Source organism: Legionella moravica DSM 19234 (genome assembly GCF_000423305.1).
Lineage (GTDB): Bacteria > Pseudomonadota > Gammaproteobacteria > Legionellales > Legionellaceae > Legionella > Legionella moravica.
Genome location: NZ_AUHS01000003.1, coordinates 273,199 through 296,867 on the forward strand (window position 1 = coordinate 273,199; position 23,669 = coordinate 296,867).

Below are 23,669 nucleotides of genomic sequence, written 5' to 3' on the forward strand. Positions count from 1 at the left end.
TCTATTGAACAACGGCCATGGATTGACCAAAACGAACGACGCTCTCGGCCTTTAATGCTTTATCCCATAAAACATCTTCACCATTGGCAAACAACATCACGACTGTTGAACCCAATTTAAAATAACCCATCTCTTCACCTTGGGCATAAAATTTTTTGATATCAATTTGCGAGTAATCAAAATGTTGTGTTTTCTTGCTGCGCTGAACCACTCCATGCCAACTGGTTCCAATAGCGCCAACAATGGTGGCACCCACCATAACCATAGCCATAGGCCCTGCCTTGGTATTAAAAAAGATAGCCAGTCGTTCGTTTCTGGCAAATAATTTCGGGACTACTCTGGCCGTTGTTGGCTGAACTGAAAATAATGCCCCGGGAATATAGGTCATGGAAGTGAGTTCTGCATCAATGGGCATGTGCACTCGATGATAATCTTTCGGTGATAGATAGATTGTCGCAAATTGCCCCTGGGCAAATTCTTTGGCTGTATCGTTGTTGCAAGCCAAAAGCTCTTGAACTGAATAATAACGTCCTTTGGCCTGAATCAGTGTTCCCTGATCAATTGCGCCTATTTCGCTGATACACCCATCAACAGGCGAGACAATATCTGCTGCCGCCATGGGCCTGCATTCTGGCTTTAAATGACGGATAAAAAACTCGTTAAAACAGGAGTATGCGGTCGGATCTTCAATAAGCGCTTCACTCATATTGACTTGATATTTTTTTACAAAACGCTGAATTATATAATTTTTTATTGGAACATGCCGTATATTGGCCAAAACACCTGCGAAGCAAGTAAGTCCTTGTTTAGGAATAATATATTGAGGAACCGTTTTTAATAAATCAAAAGACATACACCTTACCCACAGATCTTGGAGAGATTCAATAATAACCTAAAGAAGAGCTGCTTGTCACAAAAACAACCCTTCTCATCACGGCTGTCCCATTAAAAATATGACGTCTTTCCGAGCGTAGCGAGGAATCTCCTGCAAATTGGCACAATCTGAATTAATGCATTAATTATCATTACCTTTTAAATCCTATGTTTTTACAAGGAATTTAATGATGTCATCAGAAGATGTACCTGGATTTTTATATCATTTCGACTGATATGATTTTAATGGCGGCATTTTAATGGGATCGTGCAACCTTGCAGGAGATTCCTCGCTACGCTCGGAAAGACGTCATATTTTTAATGGGACAGCCGTGCCCTTCTCATCCTGAAGAATCGATAAACAGTATTAACCTCCAGCGCTATCCCATTCATATAACTAATGCAGTGGGATCTGCTTTGATATCCTGTTTATGAGAAGGTTCAACTGAGTGCTCTTTTAGACAGGCAAAAATATGAGTCTTGTGCTCTCTTGGATCATATTGGGTAATTAACTTGCATCCAGGTGTGTTCTGCATTTCAACGCTTTTACTAATATCAATTTTTATTTGAGTAATTAATCTATCAAATAGCGCTGTATTCATTGTAGATGAATCTGCCCCATTGATAAAAGTCAAAGCGACAGCCTTTGCATGACCATATTTTTCACAATACCCTTTGACTTCTTTTCTCCTGGGAGGTGATCCCCAAAAATTAAATCGACTTAATCCTGCTTCATAGTCTTTTATGGCTTCTTCTACTATGTTGTTGAATCGATCATCAGGTAATTTATCTACCCAATCATACAACGTACTATAAAATAAGCCTATTCCATCTGGATGATATAAGTGAATAAATCGAGTTTCAAATTTCGCAAAATTAACCGCAGCTTTAGTGAATAACGGTATGTCATTATCAAAGGTGCCGTTTCTGACTGCATTACTAATACTAGGTAAAGGCAGTGGAGGAGCCTGTAGCATGATTGGAGTAAGATATTGAATTAGATATTTATTTAATGCCCCTGTTTCTTCTCTACCAGAACTTAAAATATATGCCAGACGATTATCCCCGCTTTGGTTCATACTTGCGGCCAAAAATTCTTTAACCGGCCCTGATCTGTGACGATAAGACAGGCTTTCGAGGGTTGGGGTATAATATCTATCTATAATTTCGGTTATGTACAAAGCAAGTTCTTCGGGTTTGATCGTATTGGCCCAATCAAACAGAGCGATATTGTATTTTTTTATCACTTCCTCATGTGTATGAGGTAGCAATTCTTTTTCTGCTGTAGATCGAATGGAATCTTTCATCATTTCATCAGTAGTTATCAAATGAAGTTGGAAATTGGCATGCTCTGCCAAGTGCTTTAATTGAATCGCTATAGGATTAAATTCTGCTGCATAAGAACTGGTGTGAAATAGTTTTTGTCTTAAAGCCAGATTATAGGACTGGTGTAACTCATTTAAACTGTTACAAAAAGCCAGGTTGTCTTCCTCTGTCAGATCGTGCCGTTCTTTACAATAATAAGTTTTGACGATGTTGTATAAACCCTGATAAAAACCAACCAGCATCAGGATGCCTTCACGAAAATGACTTTCTTTATCAACACTAATCATAGGCTCAATGGCATCAATAGATAATTGAGGCATGGCGCCAAACAACTCCCATGCAGTCGTTAAGCTGTCATCTGAAGTATTTTTACCTTCGACTTCTACGATTTCTGGCTGAACAACGCATACTTTATCAAGAAGTCTTTTAGTCAAATTAAAGGTATTGTGTAATAGATCCTTCACAGTAAGAGCATAAGCATCACGCCATATTTGATGATAACGGTGTTGTAATTCATTTATATCATACTTCAGACTTGCATCATCTTTTTTGTATAAGGTCTCATTTTGAATGCTCATCCAATCAACAATACCTTTAAATATAGAAGGTTTACTGTATAGCGTAGAATGGGTTGAATCGAGAGCAACACCATTTCCGTTATTTTCACATCCCATATAAAAGACAACGACCCGATATAAATTATCATAATGCTTTTGATAAATGTTCATCATGAAATCAACAAAAGACATGACGTTTGTCTGGCTATTACATAATTCAGGGAACTCGGTCTCGTACTGAATACGAAGGTTCACGTCTGTTGCGTCTAATGAAGTATAATTAACCGTCATGTCACCAAAAAGGTCTATTAAACGTTTGCGCACCATTTCAGGTTGATAGGTCAATAAAGCTTTCATTGCTGCAACAAATTTTTGCTCATGGGCGCGTGGTTCATGAGCCAATTGCTCAAATTGAGTGGGATCTGCAAATTTTTTAGGAAGGACACTCTGAAGTATTTGTGAGGGAACCGCGCTTGGTAGAGTTTCCTGGCCGGGATGCCTAAAAGTCGGCCAATGATAGGGTTTAGAATCCTTTACCTTCGGGAACGTTTCCCAATCTCGAACCGTGAGATCGATTCTCTTCTTGGGGACACCAATTATTGGCCTTGGCTCTTTCATGTAAATGGTGAACCAATAAAAAAACATGTCAAAATCAAGATCCGCCGATTCATTATCTACGAACCCCATTTGATGTGCATGTGTATCATCATCATCAAGAAACCATCGACCAAAAAGAATCTCCATGATATACTTTTCAATTAAAGTTTTTGTGCTGGGAATGACTTCTTCTTTTAAAGCGAGATCAATTGGGACAGGTTCATCAGCAAAATTAAAACTCTTAAATCCTTTGATGCCTATGGATAAAGTACCCACCAATTTATCGTTTTCATCAAAAACCAAACGCTCTTCGGCTGAGTTTTTTCCTTGAAATAGTCGTTTAAAAAATGAGGCAGCAACACTGATTTTAGCCAGCAATTCAGGATAATTATTTTTCGGCTCCAGTCTTTTATAAAAAGCTAGCTTTTCTATGCCGTCTTCAATGAAGGTAACACGAGTAATTACATGGGAGCCATCTTTAACAGCAGATCCAGCTGTTAACTCTTTTAAGTTGCTCTCCCTAAGCGCTTTCTTAGGTAACCCCATATATCAAATCCTTGAATGCTAGTCCATCATCTTATGCATCATATTAAGCAGAAATAATCAAGAAGTTCAAGAGTATTTTTAATACAAAATATTAATTAATGGTTTTTAAACGCCAGATTTAAGGTAACTTGTTCATTTAATATAAAAAAATATGACTTAAAAAGGGGGGAATTGAGTCTGGCTTGGTCTAATCGATGAAAATAGTGGGGCAGATTCGAATCATTACCCCACTCACTTGATTTACTTTAATTTAGGAATTTCCGAATCAGGGCATTCAATAAGCGATTGGACTTCCTTATCAAGAGTTCGTAGTTTTTCACCCGACGTGGTTTGATTAAAAAACCAGTAATTTCCTGTATGTCGTTCTTTAATATCATTGGCTACGCCCAAAGTAAGCGTCGTGATCACAATATTCGCAATAATCACCAAAATTTTGTGTAACCAGGACTTCATTTCAGGATCAACTATATCCAGAACCTTTTTTTCTGCCTGTTTTATTTTTGATGTTATATCCGTGCCTGGTTGTGTAATTCCTTCAAAGGCAATACTGTAAAGAGCTCTTCTATAATCTTCATCAGCTCGTTGCCACTTACTCACTTTATCTCTATCCGTTGACGACTTTCTAAGACGCTCATGAACTCCTTTACATTGTTCTTCAACCTGGAATATTACATTTCGAAAACGAAGACCATTCAACGACTCTGCTTCACTGGCTAGTGCTATCACCTCATTAGTAAACCGAAGATCCTGCATTTGTTTCACGCAAATAAACCGTTTGTGCAGCTGCAACGCAATTGAATACAAATTCTTATCTGTAATTTCGAGCAGTGCTTTGCCTTGGCTCACAACCCCCTTTTGCACCCCTTTGTAAAGTATGTTAACAAGCGTTTTTCTTTGCTCAATATCTGCAATTTGGGACAATTCCGGCAGAAATATACGCAGTATTTGTCCTTGATTATTTTTCTTTAATACCCAGCTGTATTCTTCAGATGAAGTAATTCCTGTTTGTTTTAATACACGGAACGAACTACTAAGATCATGCAACTCTTCCAAACTCAATTTGGTTAATACGGATTTATTTAAACCGTACTGTTCAAATTCATTGATATAATGATGCAAGATGGATTTTTGCATATGAATTAAAGGATTAAGGGCATGCTTTCTCAGGTCTTTTATGCTTATGATTCTTTTTGACTGATCCAGGGCAACCAAAGTCGTAGCTAACATGGGATATTGTTGTGTTGCCTGAACAACCTCCGTAAGCTCCTGGAGTGACAATTTCCCTTTAGCCCAGAAGATTAAGCATAGTTTTCTGCAGTCGCTCTCTGTTAAACTGTTTATATAACTTAATTGCTCTAATTTATTTGGATCTTTATATAAGTCTGGAGCATCCTGAGCGATTCCTAACTCGAGCAACACCTTAAAAGCACGATAATAAGCTTCTTTTGATAAGATTAATTGCACTAATTCCAAATCATACTCTTTTGCTCGCAATTCGGGCAATAATTTGATTTGTTGTGGATCCCACATCAAAGCGCCCATATCTTTAATAAATTCATGATCACGAAGCAGATCCTGGTTTCTTTTGAGGCTTTTTTCCTCATAGAACACCACGATCATCTGTAATAAATTTTTATTCAATCGATAATCATCTGTCAATTGAACTGATTCAAGCTCCTTTTGTAATCCATCTTTTTTATGCAGTAAATCCCACATCATATTGGGTGAGATGAACAAGTTATATGCCAAGATCCGTTCACGAACTCCATTGGGTTTTAAATGAGTATCATTCGATTTATCAAACTGTATGTAAGTGGATAGGGCATCAACACATGGAGCACCAAGATCAATTTCTCCAGTTTCCGCCTTAATTACATTCTTTAGTTGATATTGAATAAATGGATAATTAATTGGATCCAGTAATGATTCAAGCTCATCGCCTGCTTGAGAAACTCTAAGAACGGTTTCCTCTGGTTTAAGGTAGGGTTTTAAATCAACACCAGACAACAGAGTAACGACTCGCTTCTCAGGAGCCAAGTGCGTGTTATTCATTAATCCCAAAAACCATTGAGATGGGTTATCTTTCCTATAAATTAATGTCAACCCACAAGGTTCCTGGAGATCGTTAAAATAAGCAAAATCATGGCGTGCGATTTGCTTTTCATAATGAGCAAGACTTTCACCAGCTAATTTAAACGGTTGATATGGAGGGCCAAAAATCAGGAATAAATTGGCAGCAGAGATGGTTCCCGGGGCTAAATGAGGCACTTGCCCTGTTGATTGCCACTTACTTATAAATTCACTTGCCTGTTGTTCAGTACCAAGAAATTTAGTTTCAGATGAAAAAGTATTATCTCTGATCCTTAGCAACCATTCCAAATCAAAAGCTTTAAAAATTTGCTGTGCATTTCCTTGAACCCAATAAACCATGCTCAATACTCTCAAAACTACAAATTGTGAATATTATAACCAATTTTATACCAAAATAGTGTTTTTTTTTGAAATATATCTCTGTACATGATCAAAAACCAGTCATATACAGAGATAAAAATCAGGAGTACCCCTAAACTAAGCCTTATGCATGGGGCAAACTACACCCACTTCAGCAAATGCATCAATCACCGGGCTTTTATCCAGTTTTCTATCTAAAGCAGCCTGAATGACACCACAGGCAGCAAAATCATAATAAGCAATTGGCGACCAATAATTCATGTTCGCATCAACCATGATCTGAAATGCTTTTTGAACAGACCAACCCGGTTTATGAGCTAGCAAATAAAATGCCTTATTAAATACCCCACTCGTCATATGAACATCCAAAGCATCCGTATATTGTGCCGCATGTCCTATAGACCTGCCGTCTTTAGTTGGATCATCCATATAACGTAATGGTTGACCTCCTTTTACTGCTTCACGCCCAATAGTCCAGTCTTCACCGTCCCAGTACCATGGATAATCTTGCCTTAAGTAATCTTGAAGGGCTATAGCAGCCATATCTGAAAATGATTCGTTAATGCCACCCGATTGTCCTTCATAAAATAATCCTGAATTGATGGCAGTAAAATTATGCGACAATTCGTGACCTATTACCGATTGAGCAGGAGCAGTTAAGTATTCATCTCCGTTACCAATAACAATTTGCTGATGAGCCACAATTAATCCATCAAGACTGATGGTTGGAATCGCAAATGCATTATCCATATCACCAAGATGGGTGTAAGCACGTAATGGCAAATCATCACCAATTGGTTTTTTAACGTCATAATGCTTTTCATACATGTCCAATGTCTGTTGAGCAAAATACATAGTGTCATTCACGGGTGAAAAAGCATAATTGACAGGTCCTGTTGCGCCATCTGCATAGTTTAAATAGAGATTGCTTTCATCGCAGGCATATGAAAAGACAGGGATATTAAGCATTGATTCAGCAAACGTTGTAATTGGAAATACATCGTAACCCAGAGCAAGATTTTCCAGGTTCATCACTTTTAAGGAATCATTTTCAACGCTACACATACCATCCTTGACCGATACATCAAATTTACCCAAAGAGGGTAATCCTGGCAACGCATTCCCATGCTGAAACATACCGCCACGATAAGGAAGAGGAAATGCGTTTCCACCCAGACCTTGACCAATACGTTCATGACGAACTTCATCCCACTGTTTTAATATCTTGGCTGTATTCGCATCAATTAAATAGTTAGGTGCTTTGATGTGTTTTTCTTCACTGTTGCTGTAATAAGATAAATGATAAGCGAGATGCGCTTTGTTATCCGAATCAATAAAGATAACCTTGTTCATTTTTTTAAATTTTACCGGATGACTTACTGATCCCAAAATTGCTTGCTCAATTTCTTTCGCTGAAAATGCACCCTTGATACTGCTAATGTCTTTTTCAATTCCAGTCACATTTATTCCAGTTACTGTATCCTTGCTTCCTTGTTTTGAATGATAAATGACTTGATAGCCCCAGACAGGAATGCCCTTATACATCAACTGATATCGAGCATGATTGGCGCTGGCTTTTGCTTCGTCGCTCAGTTGGAGTTTATAGTCGTTTTGCTGAACAGCCACTGAGTTGATAACTCCCTGTTTAAAGGAATGCTTTTGTTCAAACTGAGGCAACGATTTATTTGAATCACCCCAGACCATATTTTGTGAGACAGCATGGGCCGATGAGGCTACTGTTGAAATGACTAATAATGAAGCAATCCGTTTTTTCATAATATCATCCTGATTTTTTATCGAAATTCCATCCTGCTATAAATTCGTAACAAAAACAATCAAAACAGTTAATTACAGTTATATTGTTCTTTTTTTACACCTTGGATTAGGCTTTATGTGCATCTGAAGTGATTAGTTTATTTATGCTTTTATTGATACAATTCAGCTAATTATGAATAAACTTTGCTAATATCAGCGCCTCTGGACTCCTCATGCAGCATGATATCTCCTGAGGCCACAACGATGCCCACATTTCACTCCATTCAAGTTGACTAAGTACTGTAAGTCATCGTTGTTTTACCTTTAAAGTGCGCCACTAGAGAGGAACTAATGAACTACAACATTATTGGGGCGGGTCGTTTAGGCAAGAACCTGGCCATGGCATTATCCACTTCCCGAATGCTCGTCCTTGATTCAGTGTGCAATCGTACGTTTAAATCAGCGCAACAAGCCTGTAGTGATCTGGGAGTGGGCAACGCAGTTGAGTCATTAAATCAACTACCCCAAGCTGATGTAACCTGGATCACATGCAGTGATGATTCAATTGAAACCGTAGTAACTCAATTAATACAAGATTCCGTTCTAAAGCCCAATAGTTTTGTAATTCATTGCAGTGGTGCATTAAATTCCGAGTTGCTTAAACCACTCAAAATGGCTGGATGCTCTATAGCCAGTTTTCACCCACTCAAAGCGTTTAAAACAGGATACCTGGATTCTATGGCCTTCAATCAAATCGACTGTGTTGTTGAAGGAGACCCCGATGTTTGCGAATGGTTAAATGATATTTTTAGTTCTTTAGCTGCACGCGTTATACCGATTCAACCTGAAGCAAAAATAAAATATCATGCTGCTGCAACTATTGCCTCAAACTACTTAATTACTTTAGCCAGTGCCAGCGAAGAATTACTTCTTCAAGCAGGAATACCCCAGTATCAGGCACGCGCCATGATCTGTAACCTGATGCAAGGCAATATTAATAATTTGAGCAACACCAATCCAATCGACGAATCATTAACCGGACCCTTATGCCGTGGAGATACTCAAACACTATCTCTGCACTTGAAGACCATCAATAATCCTATGATTAGAGCGCTTTATAAAACAGCAGGCTTAGCGACTTTATCCCTGACTAAGCTATCTCAGGAAAAATCAGACTTCATTAAAGAAATGTTTGAAGTTTAGCCAATGTTTCACGGGAAACAGTGGCTATAAATTAATAATCAATTAAGCCTGTTCTGCTACCGTGACCTGTAAATGAGTCACATTCTGTAGCCCTCGCGGCAAACGATTTCCCCGTCGACCTCGTTCCCCTTTGTAATGTGCTAAATCAGCACCTTTAAGAGTAAAATGACGTTTTCCAGCATGCACCGTTAAAGAATCGTCTTCAGATAATACCTGAAGATCAATAATATATTCTTCTCGTGACACCGATTTGCTTGATGGGATACTAATTAATTTATTACCTTTTCCTCGAGATAGCTCTGGCAATTCCTTAATGGAAAAGACAAGCAATCTTCCCACGCTGGTTGCGCAAGCAACAAAAATATCATCCTTATTCGGTAAAAGTCGAGGTGGAACGATACGACTGTTTTGAGAAAGCTTTATACATGCTTTTCCGTTGCGATTTTTTACATACAGATCGCTTACTTTAGCAACAAAACCATAACCCGCATCGCTAGCTAATAAAACTCGTTGATCTGGCTCTCCACCAACCAACGCTTCAAAAGTCATGCCTTCAGCAGGATTCAATTTACCAGTGAGCGGCTCACCTTGACCTCTTGCGGAAGGAAGAACATGGCCGGGTAATGAATACACCTTACCCTCGCTATCAAAAAAGATGATTTGCTGATTTGAGCGCGCAGGAGCCTGGGCTTTAAATTCATCACCCGCTTTATAACTCAGATCGGTACCCACCACGTCATGACCTTTTGCTGCTCTAACCCAACCATTTTTTGATAAAACAACCGTAATCGGTTCGTTAGGTAAAATATCTTCTTCTTTTAGAGCTTGTGCATCTTGTCTTACAATAATTGGAGAACGACGTGAATCACCAAATTCATCACGATCTCTGATTATTTCTTGTTTTACTAAAGCCTTCAAAAGCAACTCACTGGCTAAGGTAGCCTGGATACTATCTCGTTCAGCACTAAGCTCTTCAAGTTCGCCACGCAATTTAATTTCTTCGAGTTTCGCCAAATGACGCAGTTTCATTTCTAAAATTGCTTCAGCCTGCCGCTCACTCAAATTAAATCGGGCGATTAAACCTTGCTTGGGATTCTCATGTTCTCGAATGATGGCGATAACTTCATCTATATTTAAATACGCAATTAACAAACCTTCCAAAACATGAATACGCTCTAATACCTTTTCAAGTCGGTACTCCAATCTTCGTCTGACTGTTGTAACACGATATTCCAACCATTCGGTCAGAATTTTTAACAATCCTTTGACACGTGGCTTACCATCCAAACCAATCATATTAAAATTGACTCGATAGCTCCGCTCCAAATCAGTTGTAGCAAATAGATGAGACATTAAAGCGTCGACATCAACTCGATTTGATTTGGGAATAATCACGAGGCGCGTGGGATGTTCGTGATCAGACTCATCGCGTAAATCCTCAACCATCGGTAATTTTTTCTGCTGCATTTGCACAGCAATCTGTTCTATCACTTTAGCGCCAGAAACCTGGTATGGCAAAGCAGTAATAACAATATTCTGCTTTTCCTGATTAAAAATAGCTCGCATTTTAATCGATCCATTTCCTGACTCATACATTGCAGTAATCGCTTCTCGTGGCGTAATGATCTCTGCTTCTGTTGGAAAATCAGGGCCTTTTATGTGTTCATTAATTGCGGCTAAATCAGCATCAGGATTGTCTAACAAATGGACACAAGCATTGGCAACTTCTGTTAAGTTATGCGGAAGAATATCTGATGCCATACCAACAGCAATACCTGTAGCACCATTAAGTAAAATATTAGGTAATCTGGCTGGAAGCAATGACGGTTCATGTAGCGTTCCATCAAAATTATCCACCCAATCAACAGTACCTTGTAATAATTCACCAAGCAGAACCTCTGCATAAGGTGATAATCTGGCTTCTGTGTACCGCATTGCAGCAAATGATTTGGGATCATCAGGAGATCCCCAGTTTCCTTGGCCGTCTACAAATGGATACCGATACGAGAACGGTTGCGCCATCAAAACCATGGCTTCATAACAGGCACTGTCGCCATGAGGATGGAATTTACCTAAAACATCCCCGACAGTTCTTGCCGATTTTTTGTGTTTTGCTGTGGCTTTTAAGCCTAGCTCCGACATTGCATAGACAATTCTTCGTTGAACAGGTTTTAATCCGTCTGCAATATTGGGTAAAGCTCTATCTAGAATCACATACATGGAATAATCAAGATAGGCTTTCTCGGTAAATTCAGTTAGTGGCTTTTGTTCAGTTGTATCATTCATTGTTTTTGTATTCATTGTGGTAGTAATCACTATTTAATCATCGTAGTGCAATAAAGGTAAGTAATGCAAAGCAATTTTAGCAAAATATTCATCATGTTAGAAATATACTCAGCATGTAAGATGTGAATAACTTTATGCTCAATTTATGGTTCAAATTTCAATAAACGTAACTATATGATTTTAAACGATTTTATAAAATATAATTCTCCAATTAATTTTATTACCTGTGGATAACCCTGTGAATTGACCATAGAGTAACGTGTGCAACTCTCTGTATAATACCGCATTTTGCACATTGGTAACTGTATATATCAGGTATCTATCAAATTAGAGGGCAATCAGGCTCGATAATTAACTGCGCAGCTCTCGCGCTGTTGGCATTTTATTCTTTTCAGACCCACTTTTCGTGACCTGTTTACGGAATCGAGAGTTCTCACGCACACCAAGAACATAGTGCGATTGTATTGACCTTAGGAAATTTTAATAGCATCAATAGGGTCAACAGGGATTATTGTCATCAGCTGAATCATAAAGCGTATAAAAAGAAAAGGTCAGTACCTTGGTACTGACCTTTCACATATTAATTGAAGCTACTTCTATTTAATTTTCTTTCTAACTTTTTGAATCGCACGGATTTGAGCAACAGCACGAGCTAACTCAGCAGCAGCGACAGAATAATCAATATCGCCGCCTTTATTTGCCATTGCTGCTTCAGCCTGAGCTTTTGCAGCTAGAGCAGCGGCTTCGTCCAGGTGCTCCGCACGCTCGGCGACATCAGCAAGAATAGTCACACAATGCGGCTGAACTTCAAGCATTCCACCTTGCACGTAATAGATTTCTTGCTCACCGCCAGGCATGGTTAATCGTATTTCACCAGGTTTTAATACGGTTAACAAAGGAGCATGACCGGGTGTAACCCCAATTTCACCTAATTCTCCAGTGGCAACAACCATCTCTACCAAGCCAGAGAATATTTCATGTTCCGCACTAACAATATCCAGATGCGTTGTTATTGTCATATCGGCTTGCCTCATAGAGTTTTCGCTTTCGCAACGGCTTCCTCAATGCTTCCCACCATGTAAAATGCCTGCTCAGGTAAATCATCATATTCACCAGCAAGAATTCCCTGGAACCCTTTAATCGTATCTTTAAGAGAAACGTATTTTCCAGGTGAACCGGTGAAGACTTCTGCCACGAAGAAAGGTTGTGACAAGAATCTTTGGATTTTACGCGCACGAGTTACCACACGTTTATCTTCTTCAGATAACTCATCCATACCCAAAATTGCAATGATGTCTTTTAATTCTTTGTAACGTTGCAAAGTCTGTTGTACACGGCGAGCAGTATCATAATGTTCCTGACCGACGATTAAAGGATCCAATTGTCGTGATGTAGAATCTAAAGGATCTACTGCAGGGTAAATTCCAAGCTCAGCAATTTGTCGAGACAATACGACTGTAGCATCCAAGTGAGCAAAAGTGGTTGCAGGAGATGGGTCAGTCAAGTCATCAGCAGGTACATAAACCGCTTGAATTGAAGTAATCGAACCAGTTTTGGTTGAAGTGATACGCTCCTGGAGCATACCCATTTCTTCTGCCAATGTAGGCTGATATCCTACTGCTGAAGGCATACGGCCTAATAATGCAGATACTTCAACCCCAGCCAGGGTATAACGATAGATGTTATCAATAAACAACAGAACATCTCGACCTTCATCACGGAATTTTTCCGCCATGGTCAAACCGGTCAATGCAACGCGTAAACGGTTCCCTGGTGGCTCATTCATCTGACCGTATACCAGAGATACTTTATCCAATACATTGGAATCTTTCATTTCATGATAGAAGTCGTTACCCTCACGAGTACGCTCACCCACACCAGCAAATACAGAATAACCGCTGTGTTCAATCGCAATGTTACGAATTAACTCCATCATATTTACAGTTTTACCCACACCGGCACCACCAAACAAACCGACTTTACCACCTTTAGCGAAGGGGCATAGCAAGTCAATTACCTTGATACCTGTTTCCAGTAACTCCTGGCTTCCGGCCTGCTCTTCATAACTGGGCGCTTTACGATGAATAGCCCAATGTTCTTCTGCACCGATGGGGCCGGCGTCATCAACAGGTCGTCCTAGAACATCCATAATACGACCTAAGGTTTTCTTTCCTACGGGAACCTGGATGGGTTTGCCAGAGTTTTTTGCCTTTAAGCCTCTCTTTAAACCGTCAGTGGTACCCATAGCAATAGTACGCACAACTCCATCACCAAGCTGCTGTTGAACCTCAAATACCAAATCACTATCAACAAGCTCTAATGCATCATTGACTTTAGGGACGCTATCACGGGGAAACTCAACGTCTACCACCGCACCAATTACTTCTACTACAGTTCCTAAGCTCATTATATACCCTCTTATAAAGCGGCTGCGCCACCGACAATTTCTGCTAGTTCTTGTGTAATTGCAGCTTGTCGGGCTTTGTTATAAGCCAATTGAAATTCTTTTATTAAATCACCTGCATTATCCGTTGCGCTTTTCATTGCAATCATTTTTGCAGCTTGCTCACAGGCCACGTTTTCTACAACCGCCTGATAAACCTGTAATTCAATATAACGTTCTAATAAATCATCGAGTAAGTCCTTTGCATCAGGTTCATAGATGTAATCCCAATGATGCCCCATTGAACTGGTATCTTCTTCTGATTTTGGTAATGGTAGCAATTGTTTAACCAATGGCTTTTGAGTCATGGTATTAACAAACTCGTTATACACAATATGCAAGGAATCAATAGTGCCATTGTAATAAGCATCTAACATGACTTTTACAATACCAATAAATTCATTGATGCCTGGCGTATCTCCGAGATGTTCAACGGATCCCAGGATGTTTCCACCAACTCTTTTGAAAAAAGCCTGGCCTTTACGACCGATTACAGCAACATCAACTTCATTACCTTGCTCTTTCCAGTTACGAATGTTTCGAATGGCTTCCCTGAGCAGGTTAGCATTCAAACCACCACAAAGTCCTCTATCTGTTGTTACGACGATAATACCGATACGTTTTATTTCTCGTTCCGTCATAAAGGGATGTCTGTATTCGGAGTTTGCACGAGCGATATGCTTCACGACATCATATATTTTATTGGCATAAGGTTTAGATGCACGCATTCTATCCTGCGTTTTTCTCATTTTACTTGCTGCCACCATTTCCATCGCACGAGTAATTTTACGAGTTTTATTGATACTCGAAATTTTCGAACGGATTTCTTTTGCTCCAGCCATATGTTACTTCGCCTTTAATTGATTTATAGGTCATTACATGAATTGTAATGACCTGTATACCTATTGGAATCACTTCCATGAGATATTAAATTACCAACTAGCCGTACGTTTAAACTCATCAACTGCTTTAGTTAATTTGGCTTCAATCTCATTATCATATCCGCCTGCTTCGTTAATTGCATGCAACAAGGCAGCATGAGTACTGCGCATGTAATCATGTAATGACGATTCAAAGGAACTGATTTCACTTACTGGAACATCATCCAGGTATCCTTTTTCCACAACGAATAAAGATATACCCATTTCAGCTACAGTAAATGGAGAATATTGCTTTTGCTTCATTAACTCAGTAATACGTTGACCACGCTCCAATTGTTTACGAGTTGCGTCATCAAGGTCAGATGCAAACTGAGAAAATGCTTCCAGCTCACGGAATTGCGCTAGTGCAAGACGAGTTCCTCCACCCAGCTTTTTCATGATTTTGGTCTGAGCAGCACCACCAACCCGTGATACAGATAAGCCAGAGTTAATTGCAGGTCTTACGCCCGAGTTGAATAAGTCAACATCCAGGAATATCTGACCGTCAGTAATGGATATCACGTTTGTCGGAACGAAAGCAGATACGTCACCCGCTTGAGTTTCAATGATCGGCAGAGCAGTAAGCGAACCGGTTTTACCTTTTACTTCGCCATTTGTTAGTTTTTCTACTTCTTCAGCGTTAATACGTGCTGCACGCTCCAGTAAGCGTGAATGCAAATAGAAAATATCTCCAGGATACGCTTCACGACCTGGTGGTCTACGCAGCAGTAATGAAATTTGGCGATATGCCCATGCTTGTTTGGTTAAATCATCGTATACAATCAATGCATCTTCACCGCGTTCCATGAAATATTCACCCATGGAACAACCGGAGTATGGAGCAATAAATTGTAACGCAGCAGAGTCGGAAGCCCCTGCAACGACGACTATGGTATGCTCCAAAGCACCGTGCTCTTCCAGCTTGCGTACAATAGACGCAACAGAAGAAGCTTTTTGTCCGATAGCAACATACACGCATTTAACGCCAGTGCCCTTCTGGTTAATAATGGCATCAATGGCAATTGCTGTTTTACCCGTCTGACGGTCACCGATGATCAGCTCTCGCTGTCCTCGTCCTACAGGAATCATCGCATCGATAGCCTTTAGGCCTGTTTGAACAGGTTGATCTACTGATTTACGAGAAATAACACCAGGAGCAACTTTTTCAATAGGGGACATGCCAGCAGCATCAATTGGACCCTTACCGTCTATGGGATTACCCAATGCATCAACAACACGACCTAAAAGTCCTTTACCTACAGGAACTTCCAGAATACGACCAGTGCATTTACCTTTTTGACCTTCTGCAAGAGTTGATGAATCACCCAGAATTACAGCACCTACTGAGTCTCTTTCAAGGTTAAGAGCCAGGCCATATACTCCGCCAGGGAATTCTATCATTTCACCAGCCATTGCATCAGCAAGACCGTGTAAGCGAACGATACCGTCTTTTAAACTAACAACAGTTCCTTCATTACGAGCTTCGGAAACCACGCTAAACTGATCAATTTTCTTTCTGATTAATTCGCTGATTTCTGAAGGATTTAAAGCTACTTGTTCTGACATGGAAACTATCCTCTATATTAAGCGGCCAAACCGGTGCCAAGCTTATTAAGCTTGCCCCGGACTGAACCATCGATAACTAAATCGCCTGCCCGAATAACTGCACCACCAAGCAAGGAGGGATCAATACTTATTCTTAATGACACTTTGCGCTGTAATCGATTGCTTAGCGATTCAATCAACTGTTGTTGTTGCGCGGGGGATACTTCAGAGAAACTGATGACATCGACACCCAGTGTCTTTTCTTGTTCTGCTCTATGCACTTCATAAAGAGCTTTAATTTCCGGCAACAGCATTAACCGCTTATTAGCAGCTAATAACGCAATAAGATTATTTAATGACTTATCGTCTTTTACTTTTCCATTGCAAACCGTTAGCAGCAACTCAACTTGTTGCGCATCAGTTGAACTGGGATTTGCAATAAATTGTGATGCCTGTGGAGTTAATACTGCTTGTGCAAGAATCATTAAGTACTCAGACCACTCAGCTAATTTTTTTTCTGCTAACGCGTGTTCAAAAATTGCTTTTGCATAGGGTCTGGCTATAGTGGTGCTATCAGACATTTCAAATCTCTTCTATCAAGTTATCTAACAGTGCGCTGTTCGCTTTCGCGTCTACTTCACGCATTAGAATTTTTTCAGCGCCTGAAATGGCCAGTCGGGCAACTTGTTTGCGAAGCTCTTCTTTAGCGTGGTTCACTTGTTGTGTGAGCTGCTCTTGAGCCAGTTTTGCCTGAATCTGTGCTTCACGCTTGGCTGCTTCCTTTGCTTCTTCAATAATTTGGGAAGCGCGCTTATTGGCTTTGTCGATGATATCGGCAGATTGTGCCTTGGCTTGTTTCAGCTCATCTTTAACACGGTGTTGAGCCAACTCAAGCTCTTTACGACCACGCTCAGCGGCAGACAGTCCGTCAGCAATCTTTTCTTGTCTCTCTTCCAAAGCTTTGGCTAAAGGAGGCCAGACTAATTTCATGGTAAACAGAACAAAGGCTGCAAATACCAGCATTTGTACTACTAATGTCAAATTAATATCCAAAGTACTATCTCCTGTAACAATTAGGGCGCTGTGGCGCCCTGTTCATGAGTTATCAAGAACCCAGGTTGCTAAGGAAAGGGTTTGCGAAGGTAAAGAACAGTGCGATACCAACACCAATCATTGTAACCGCATCCAGCAGACCTGCTACGATAAACATTTTAACCTGCAGCATAGGAACCATTTCTGGTTGACGCGCTGAACCTTCAAGGAATTTGCCGCCTAACAAACCAAATCCTATTGCTGTGCCCAATGCACCCAAACCGATTAACAACGCAACCGCAATAACGGTCATACTTTGAACTTGTGCTATTAATTCAACAGCTTGCATATTTATCCCCTTTACAATGGATGATGATAATTAAATTGGTTAATGTTCTTCGTGTGCCAGACTGAGATAAACGATAGTCAGGACCATGAAAATAAATGCTTGCAACGTGATTACCAGAATATGGAATATTGACCAGGCTAATGCCAATAAAAACTGGGCAAAACCTAAAGTCGCTGTTCCAATCAGTGAATTTGAAGCGGCATTTAAGGTGAGTAACGCTATCAAAATAAATATTAATTCGCCAGCATATAAATTTCCAAATAACCGCAGTGCCAAAGAAATAGGTTTGGCAATTAAGCCCACCAATTCCAGCAATAAATTAAAAGGAATAAACAGCGGATGATTAAAAGGCTGTAAGGTCAATTCTTTGATAAACCCTTTAGCACCTTTTATTTTGATACTGTAGAAAATAATTAACAAAAAGACAGAAATAGACAGACCAAAGGTCAAGTTCAAATCATTTGTTGGTACTACCTTGAGGTAGTGTACTCCGCTCATTTGTGCAATAAAGGGTAAAATATCGACCGGCACTATATCCATGAAGTTCATAAAGAACACCCATAAAAATATCGTAAGTGCCAATGGGCCTATCAAATTATTTTTACCGTGAAAACAATCTTTTACCTGGTTATCTGCAAACTCGAGCATTATCTCAGCAAAATTTTGCAGCTTTCCTGGAACACCTGTTGTAACTCTTCGCGCCCCGATATACATCAAGGCGGCAACAACAATACCGGAAAACAAAGAAAAGAATAACGTATCAAGGTTCAACGTCCAAAAACCACCGTCTGAACCCAACTTCATATCGCTCACATTATAAGTGAGGTATGTTAAATGATGCTTGATATAATCTGTGCTAGATACCATTTCAGTCACTTTCTGGCCTATTCTGTTTATTGACAATTATCCATGGGGCAAACCAATGCGTCATGAGTACCAAAATATACGATGTAAAAAATGCTAACGGTGTAATTCTAAAAAATACAAATACCGCTGTGAACAGGAACATGGACAAAATTATCTTGACTGCTTCACCCTTATAAAAGCTATTTACTATTTGCTTCGCGGCTCGAGCACCTTGATGCTTAAATAATTTGCTTGCAAAATAGGCATTAGGAATGATGCAGACCAGTCCACCAAGTACCGCTGAACCTGCCGCTTTAATGTTAAATACAATTGCGCAAAGGACAGCAATGACCAATGTTATGCCAAGCTGTACCAGCCACAATCGCATGATTCCGCGCTTATTCAGCTGTTTGTTCACATATTCACCTAACTTTCACCGCGCGAATTATAAATCAATCAACTGTAATAATCAACGGCGATATTGAATTTTTCGAGCTATAATAAAAGCGTAGGGCTTAGCATTGTGTTCTTGCTAAGTAGATTTATTTAAACCTCGCCAAAGGAATAAAATATGTCTGATAAAATACAACATACTGCAGCAGGTCTGCATGAAAAAATGATTCATCGTTACAACGATGGATTAGACCATAAACACAACAAAAGTCATCTGCTCTATCGACGCCACTGTAAATCTCACCCATGTGTTCCTAGAAATGGAAATGCTGAAGAATCAGAAACAAACGGTTCAACAGGACTAATTCGTGAATTTAAATTAAGAAAAATGCGTAAACGACTGGATAAAGGACGAATCCATTGATACAGTATATCTTATCCTCCCAGGTTAGCCACTTCCTGGATTGGACGTGCAGCTGATGGCCTGATTTTATCAGGCCATATTATTCAAAAGAACCTTTTAAAATCATTAAAAATCATTCACTTACTTAGATGCGTCGGTTCATACGTGAAATACTTAAGCAATTTAACCACACGTTCAACTCCTGTAGTGTACCTGGCTATTTTAATAACCTTTTCTGCCTGATCCGGCTTGACATCACCCATTAAATAAACAGTGCGATCGGAAGTTATTATTTTAAATGCATTAGGATCAATAGAGTCATCAGCAAATATCTGGCTGCGAATTTTCGCAGTGATCCAACTGTCTTGAACGCTATTAGAAGAAACCTGACGGACATTAACCTCATTAAACAATCGTCGGTACTGTTTTATTTGAGCTAAACGCAATTTTAATTCTTCAAATAATTCATCATTAGGTACATGGCCTGCGATTAGTATGTCCCCATTGAACGCAGCAATATCAAGTACACAGCTGGAATTATTAAATGTTCTGTTAACAGCCAAAACCCTGTTTACTTCAGCCAACAAGTTATAATCGTTTAATTTTTTGTATACATCATGCCTGTCGTAAAGCAAAGAGGCACCAGTCCATACAGTGCTTACGCAGCCAGACAAAACGTATGTCGTGATCAGTAACACCAGTATAAAACGTCCCTGTTTTATCATTTTATCGAATGTATTGGAAAATTTTCACGACTTTTCTTACACCGTTTATCCGACGGGCTACATCAACCGCTAAGGATGCTTGCTCTGGTGTAACGATCCCCATTAAATATACAACGCCATTTTCAGTTACTATACGAATCGAACCGGATTCCAACCCTTTTTTGGTTAACATATTGCTTCTAACCTGGCCGGTAATCAAAGAATCTTTTGATCTTTGGGACATTGAAAGGGGATTATCCACCGTGATTTCATCATATACTCGCTTTACCCCAGGGGTATTCTGAGCCACTCTCTCAGCTACAACTCGCAAAGAAGCAGTAGGTGTCTGGCCGACCAACAAGACTACTCGATTAAAGCTGGTCACTAAAATTCGTGAATGTCTAAATTGAGGGTCTGCAACAATACCTTTATGTATCACATGAAATAGGCGTGCATCTGCTTCCATTGTCGTTACACTTCGTCTGTCATAGACCATTCCTGCAGCAGCACCTGCCACAACAGCGACGACGCAGCCTGTTAGCATAGTACTTACCAATAAAACAACTATTGATTTTAATCTGGAGTTTATGTTCATTTTTTTTATCCTAAAACCTGACCAAATAAAGACTGATCAATTAAATCACAAAAACAATGTAATATGAACAAGTGAAGTTCTCTTATACGCGCAGCGCTATCTGAAGCCACTCGCAGCTCAATATCCTCTGGCCCCAGATGATTGGCCAAAACGCCTCCATCTCGTCCACTTAGTGCAATAGTATCCATTCCTCGTTCATTGGCTGCATGCAATGCGTGCAGCATGCTATCGGAATTACCTGAAGTAGTTAGTAACAACAAAACATCCTGTTCATGGCCCAGAGCCTGAATCTGTCTTGCGAACACTTGACCGTAATGATGCTCATTTGCAAACGATCCAAGACATGTTGCATCAGAGCTTAAATTAATTACAGGTAAAGGAGGCCTTTCCACCTCAAAATGATTCAACATAGCGCTGGTAAAATGCATGCAATTCGCGCTGGATCCCCCACTGCCACACACAAATATAGTTCCATCAGCCAGCAGGCAATTCACCAATCGTTGTCCTGCTTTAGCAATAGTATCCGATAAAGCGTCTGCAACGGCGATCTTCGTTTCAATATTCACACCAAAAAGATGTCTTACTCTTTCTTCCAGTTGAACCATTTTATAAACCTTTTTATATTCAATAATCTGCGTTAAATGCGTCTTTAATCCAGGTAATATCCCCAGAACTCCCGTCAATACTTATGACATCAAAGCGTATTGGATTACGTTCCTGGATTTTATGTTTCAGCAAATAATGCGACGTTGTTCTTATTATTTTTTGGCGCTTTGCATAAGTAACACTGGCAAACCCATCTCCAAATTTTATATTTGAACGACAGCGTACCTCAATAAATACGAGATAATTTCCTTCTCGCATAATTAAATCAATTTCACCTGAACGGCAATAATAATTCTGGCACACCAGCTTAAGGCCTTGTTCCAGCAAGTACTTTAATGCCTTTTGTTCCGCAACACGGCCTGAGTGAACAGTGTTCAATTGGCTATCCTTCTGAATTCATCATTCAATTTAAACCGTACTACCTAATGAATGTGCCAGGCCTTGTCTAAATTGCCCCCACTCCAGAACACGCGCAACCTGCTGTGAAGGTTTCAAATAGAGAGTACCGTTTGATTCCATAGAACCATCCGCGGGAAATAAAATTAACTGATTTATTTGAGTAGCTAATGCATAACTGTCCATACCCAGGGCATACAACCTATTATAACTATTAAATTGCTCTGGCCAATTTCTCGTTCCCATCTGATGTGAAAATACCCAGGGGATGTCGCAAAAAATAACCCCATCCAAATCTTTATCTTTTAAAGCATTGGCATTTCCGCCATAAACACTTGATGTAGCAAAGACCGGTACATCACCTGCATAATAATATTTTAACAAGGGCATAATTTGACGCGCCTTTGATGGATAGGCTAATAAAAAGATCATATCAAAGTCTTGTCTACGGCTTGGCAAGGATTGTAGATTATGACCCAAAACCTGCTTTAATTGTTTTTCTCTTGTCTGACTTTCAGAGATTTTTAGAAAATCCTTCATTTTCTTGTTCATATCATCATTGGTGCCATATAAAAAGGTATCAACAATTTTGCCACCATTATTCGTCCATTGATTAACAAATGCCTTGGTCACATCATTGCCCCAATCGTTTTGGGGTGCAATGACTAAAGCCCTGCGGTATCCCTTACTCCGCGCTTTACTTGCCACCTGGCTGGCTTCATTAGCAGGAGACAGACCAAAGAGATAAGAGTTATCCTGTACACTGGCGTCTGAATCATTCAAAAGTAAAGTAGGGACAGGATGGTTCAGCACAGCTACAGCAGCTACCTGATTTTTAGTCAATGGACCAACAACATATTCTGCACCTTCATCAATGGCTTTTTGATACAGTTCGGTGATTTCACCTTGAGCTGTATCATAAGTTTTTACCTGAGTTGTCTCCTCACCATTATTGCTCTTATAAGCAGCCATGAATCCTTCGCGTATTGCTTTACCAGGACCAGAAAGTGGCCCACTTAACGGGAGTAATAATGCTATATTTTTAGGTTTGGCAATCATTTTGTCAGCAATACTGTCCAAGGGGTTGGGAAGAATATTATTCGCGGGATGATGATCATAACGAGATTGCCATTGATCCAGGGCAGCAAGCAATGATTTAGGATTGTCTCGATATTTACGCGAAATAACAGCTAACTGGAGCCATCCTTGTAATTCAGACTTATCTGCAGCTTCTGCAGCCATCGCATTTAATTCGGGTTGAGGCAAGTTAATTAAAGTGAACCAGAGCGTTCTTCTGTTGTTAACCTGCTGCTCCTGCTCCGTCAATAAGGACTCCAGTTTTATTCGCTCCATTACCGACTCTATTTGATTGCCTGTTGAGCGATAGGATTGAGCCAACAGCTCATGCAATTGAATTTGATTGTAATGCGAAAGGCTATCTGAGTCTTTTATCGTTGCCAATTTAACCAATGCTGATTGGGGTTGATCCCGGATCACATCTATTTTCGCTAATAACAGTTTTTTTTCATTCAACTGATCATCAGTTAATTCACTTGTTTGTGCTAAAATGGCTAAACCTTGTCGCCATTGGCCCTCAGATATCATACTGCCAGCTGCGGCTAGTAATAGACTTTGTTTTTTGGAACCTTCTTCATTTTTTGCTAATGCAAGATAGGTCGCAGTAGGCATACTGTAAGGATTTTTAACTTTTTTGTGGACGGTGGTCACTACAGGCTCAGATGAATTAACGGTTTGAGTGCATTGACACAGCAAAAATGTTGAGACCAGCAATAAAAAAATACGAACATTAAATAATTTTAGAAACATATTCATTCGCCAAATA

General features: G+C 39.8%; 21 protein-coding genes. 2 read left to right on the plus strand and 19 right to left on the minus strand.

Annotated features, from left to right (window positions below; translation table 11 throughout):
* Position 1: 1 nt before the first annotated feature.
* From asd to G543_RS0101245, 4 genes are all read right to left on the minus strand, one after another.
* Positions 2–853: an archaetidylserine decarboxylase gene (gene asd / locus G543_RS0101230; RefSeq protein WP_028382904.1), complete on the minus strand. Its 852-nt coding sequence runs from the start codon at positions 851–853 to the stop codon at positions 2–4.
* 409 nt (positions 854–1,262) lie between these two features.
* Entirely contained in the window at positions 1,263–3,899 is a 2,637-nt protein-coding gene (locus G543_RS0101235) for a hypothetical protein (RefSeq protein WP_028382905.1), read from the minus strand.
* Positions 3,900–4,139: 240 nt separating this feature from the next.
* A complete protein-coding gene (locus tag G543_RS0101240) occupies positions 4,140–6,329 on the minus strand; it encodes a hypothetical protein (RefSeq protein ID WP_238584744.1) in 2,190 nt (729 codons plus the stop codon).
* Between the two features lie 138 nt (positions 6,330–6,467).
* Positions 6,468–8,126 carry a M4 family metallopeptidase gene (locus G543_RS0101245; protein WP_028382907.1) on the minus strand — a complete coding sequence of 553 codons (1,659 nt, stop codon included), beginning with the start codon at positions 8,124–8,126 and terminating at the stop codon, positions 6,468–6,470.
* A gap of 330 nt (positions 8,127–8,456) precedes the next feature.
* Here G543_RS0101245 and G543_RS0101255 point away from each other — a divergent pair, with 330 nt between their 5' ends.
* Positions 8,457–9,308 carry a Rossmann-like and DUF2520 domain-containing protein gene (locus G543_RS0101255; protein WP_028382908.1) on the plus strand — a complete coding sequence of 284 codons (852 nt, stop codon included), beginning with the start codon at positions 8,457–8,459 and terminating at the stop codon, positions 9,306–9,308.
* 42 nt (positions 9,309–9,350) lie between these two features.
* Here the strand turns inward: G543_RS0101255 and parC are convergent, their stop codons facing one another.
* From parC to G543_RS0101305, 10 genes are all read right to left on the minus strand, one after another.
* Positions 9,351–11,594: a DNA topoisomerase IV subunit A gene (gene parC / locus G543_RS0101260; RefSeq protein ID WP_028382909.1), complete on the minus strand. Its 2,244-nt coding sequence runs from the start codon at positions 11,592–11,594 to the stop codon at positions 9,351–9,353.
* Between the two features lie 596 nt (positions 11,595–12,190).
* Positions 12,191–12,613 (minus strand): F0F1 ATP synthase subunit epsilon, encoded by a 423-nt coding sequence (locus tag G543_RS0101265; protein ID WP_028382910.1) that lies wholly within the window; start codon positions 12,611–12,613, stop codon positions 12,191–12,193.
* 11 nt (positions 12,614–12,624) lie between these two features.
* On the minus strand, positions 12,625–14,001 hold the full coding sequence (gene atpD / locus G543_RS0101270; protein ID WP_028382911.1) for a F0F1 ATP synthase subunit beta: 1,377 nt from the start codon (positions 13,999–14,001) through the stop codon (positions 12,625–12,627).
* 11 nt (positions 14,002–14,012) lie between these two features.
* Entirely contained in the window at positions 14,013–14,879 is an 867-nt protein-coding gene (gene atpG, locus G543_RS0101275) for a F0F1 ATP synthase subunit gamma (protein ID WP_028382912.1), read from the minus strand.
* 90 nt (positions 14,880–14,969) lie between these two features.
* Positions 14,970–16,523: a F0F1 ATP synthase subunit alpha gene (gene atpA / locus G543_RS0101280; protein ID WP_028382913.1), complete on the minus strand. Its 1,554-nt coding sequence runs from the start codon at positions 16,521–16,523 to the stop codon at positions 14,970–14,972.
* A 17-nt stretch (positions 16,524–16,540) separates the two neighbouring features.
* Positions 16,541–17,083 carry a F0F1 ATP synthase subunit delta gene (locus G543_RS0101285; protein WP_028382914.1) on the minus strand — a complete coding sequence of 181 codons (543 nt, stop codon included), beginning with the start codon at positions 17,081–17,083 and terminating at the stop codon, positions 16,541–16,543.
* Between the two features lies 1 nt (position 17,084).
* A complete protein-coding gene (locus tag G543_RS0101290) occupies positions 17,085–17,555 on the minus strand; it encodes a F0F1 ATP synthase subunit B (RefSeq protein WP_028382915.1) in 471 nt (156 codons plus the stop codon).
* A 52-nt stretch (positions 17,556–17,607) separates the two neighbouring features.
* A complete protein-coding gene (gene atpE, locus G543_RS0101295; protein WP_028382916.1) occupies positions 17,608–17,883 on the minus strand; it encodes a F0F1 ATP synthase subunit C in 276 nt (91 codons plus the stop codon).
* Between the two features lie 39 nt (positions 17,884–17,922).
* Positions 17,923–18,750, minus strand: a complete 828-nt coding sequence (gene atpB / locus G543_RS0101300; protein ID WP_028382917.1) for a F0F1 ATP synthase subunit A — start codon at positions 18,748–18,750, stop codon at positions 17,923–17,925.
* A gap of 1 nt (position 18,751) precedes the next feature.
* Positions 18,752–19,147, minus strand: a complete 396-nt coding sequence (locus G543_RS0101305; protein ID WP_028382918.1) for a F0F1 ATP synthase subunit I — start codon at positions 19,145–19,147, stop codon at positions 18,752–18,754.
* Positions 19,148–19,300: 153 nt separating this feature from the next.
* On the opposite strand from G543_RS0101305, the gene G543_RS0101310 reads away from it, so the two are divergent.
* Positions 19,301–19,546 (plus strand): hypothetical protein, encoded by a 246-nt coding sequence (locus G543_RS0101310; protein ID WP_028382919.1) that lies wholly within the window; start codon positions 19,301–19,303, stop codon positions 19,544–19,546.
* 116 nt (positions 19,547–19,662) lie between these two features.
* Here the strand turns inward: G543_RS0101310 and G543_RS0101315 are convergent, their stop codons facing one another.
* From G543_RS0101315 to G543_RS0101335, 5 genes are read right to left on the minus strand one after another with little or no spacing between them, the layout of a single operon-like run.
* On the minus strand, positions 19,663–20,250 hold the full coding sequence (locus G543_RS0101315; RefSeq protein WP_028382920.1) for a BON domain-containing protein: 588 nt from the start codon (positions 20,248–20,250) through the stop codon (positions 19,663–19,665).
* Between the two features lies 1 nt (position 20,251).
* Positions 20,252–20,824, minus strand: coding sequence for a BON domain-containing protein (locus tag G543_RS0101320; protein ID WP_028382921.1), 573 nt, complete (start codon positions 20,822–20,824; stop codon positions 20,252–20,254).
* Positions 20,825–20,829: 5 nt separating this feature from the next.
* Positions 20,830–21,429 (minus strand): D-sedoheptulose-7-phosphate isomerase, encoded by a 600-nt coding sequence (locus G543_RS0101325; RefSeq protein WP_028382922.1) that lies wholly within the window; start codon positions 21,427–21,429, stop codon positions 20,830–20,832.
* Positions 21,430–21,448: 19 nt separating this feature from the next.
* Positions 21,449–21,808 carry a YraN family protein gene (locus G543_RS0101330; RefSeq protein WP_028382923.1) on the minus strand — a complete coding sequence of 120 codons (360 nt, stop codon included), beginning with the start codon at positions 21,806–21,808 and terminating at the stop codon, positions 21,449–21,451.
* Positions 21,809–21,838: 30 nt separating this feature from the next.
* On the minus strand, positions 21,839–23,653 hold the full coding sequence (locus tag G543_RS0101335) for a penicillin-binding protein activator (protein ID WP_028382924.1): 1,815 nt from the start codon (positions 23,651–23,653) through the stop codon (positions 21,839–21,841).
* Positions 23,654–23,669 lie beyond the last annotated feature (16 nt).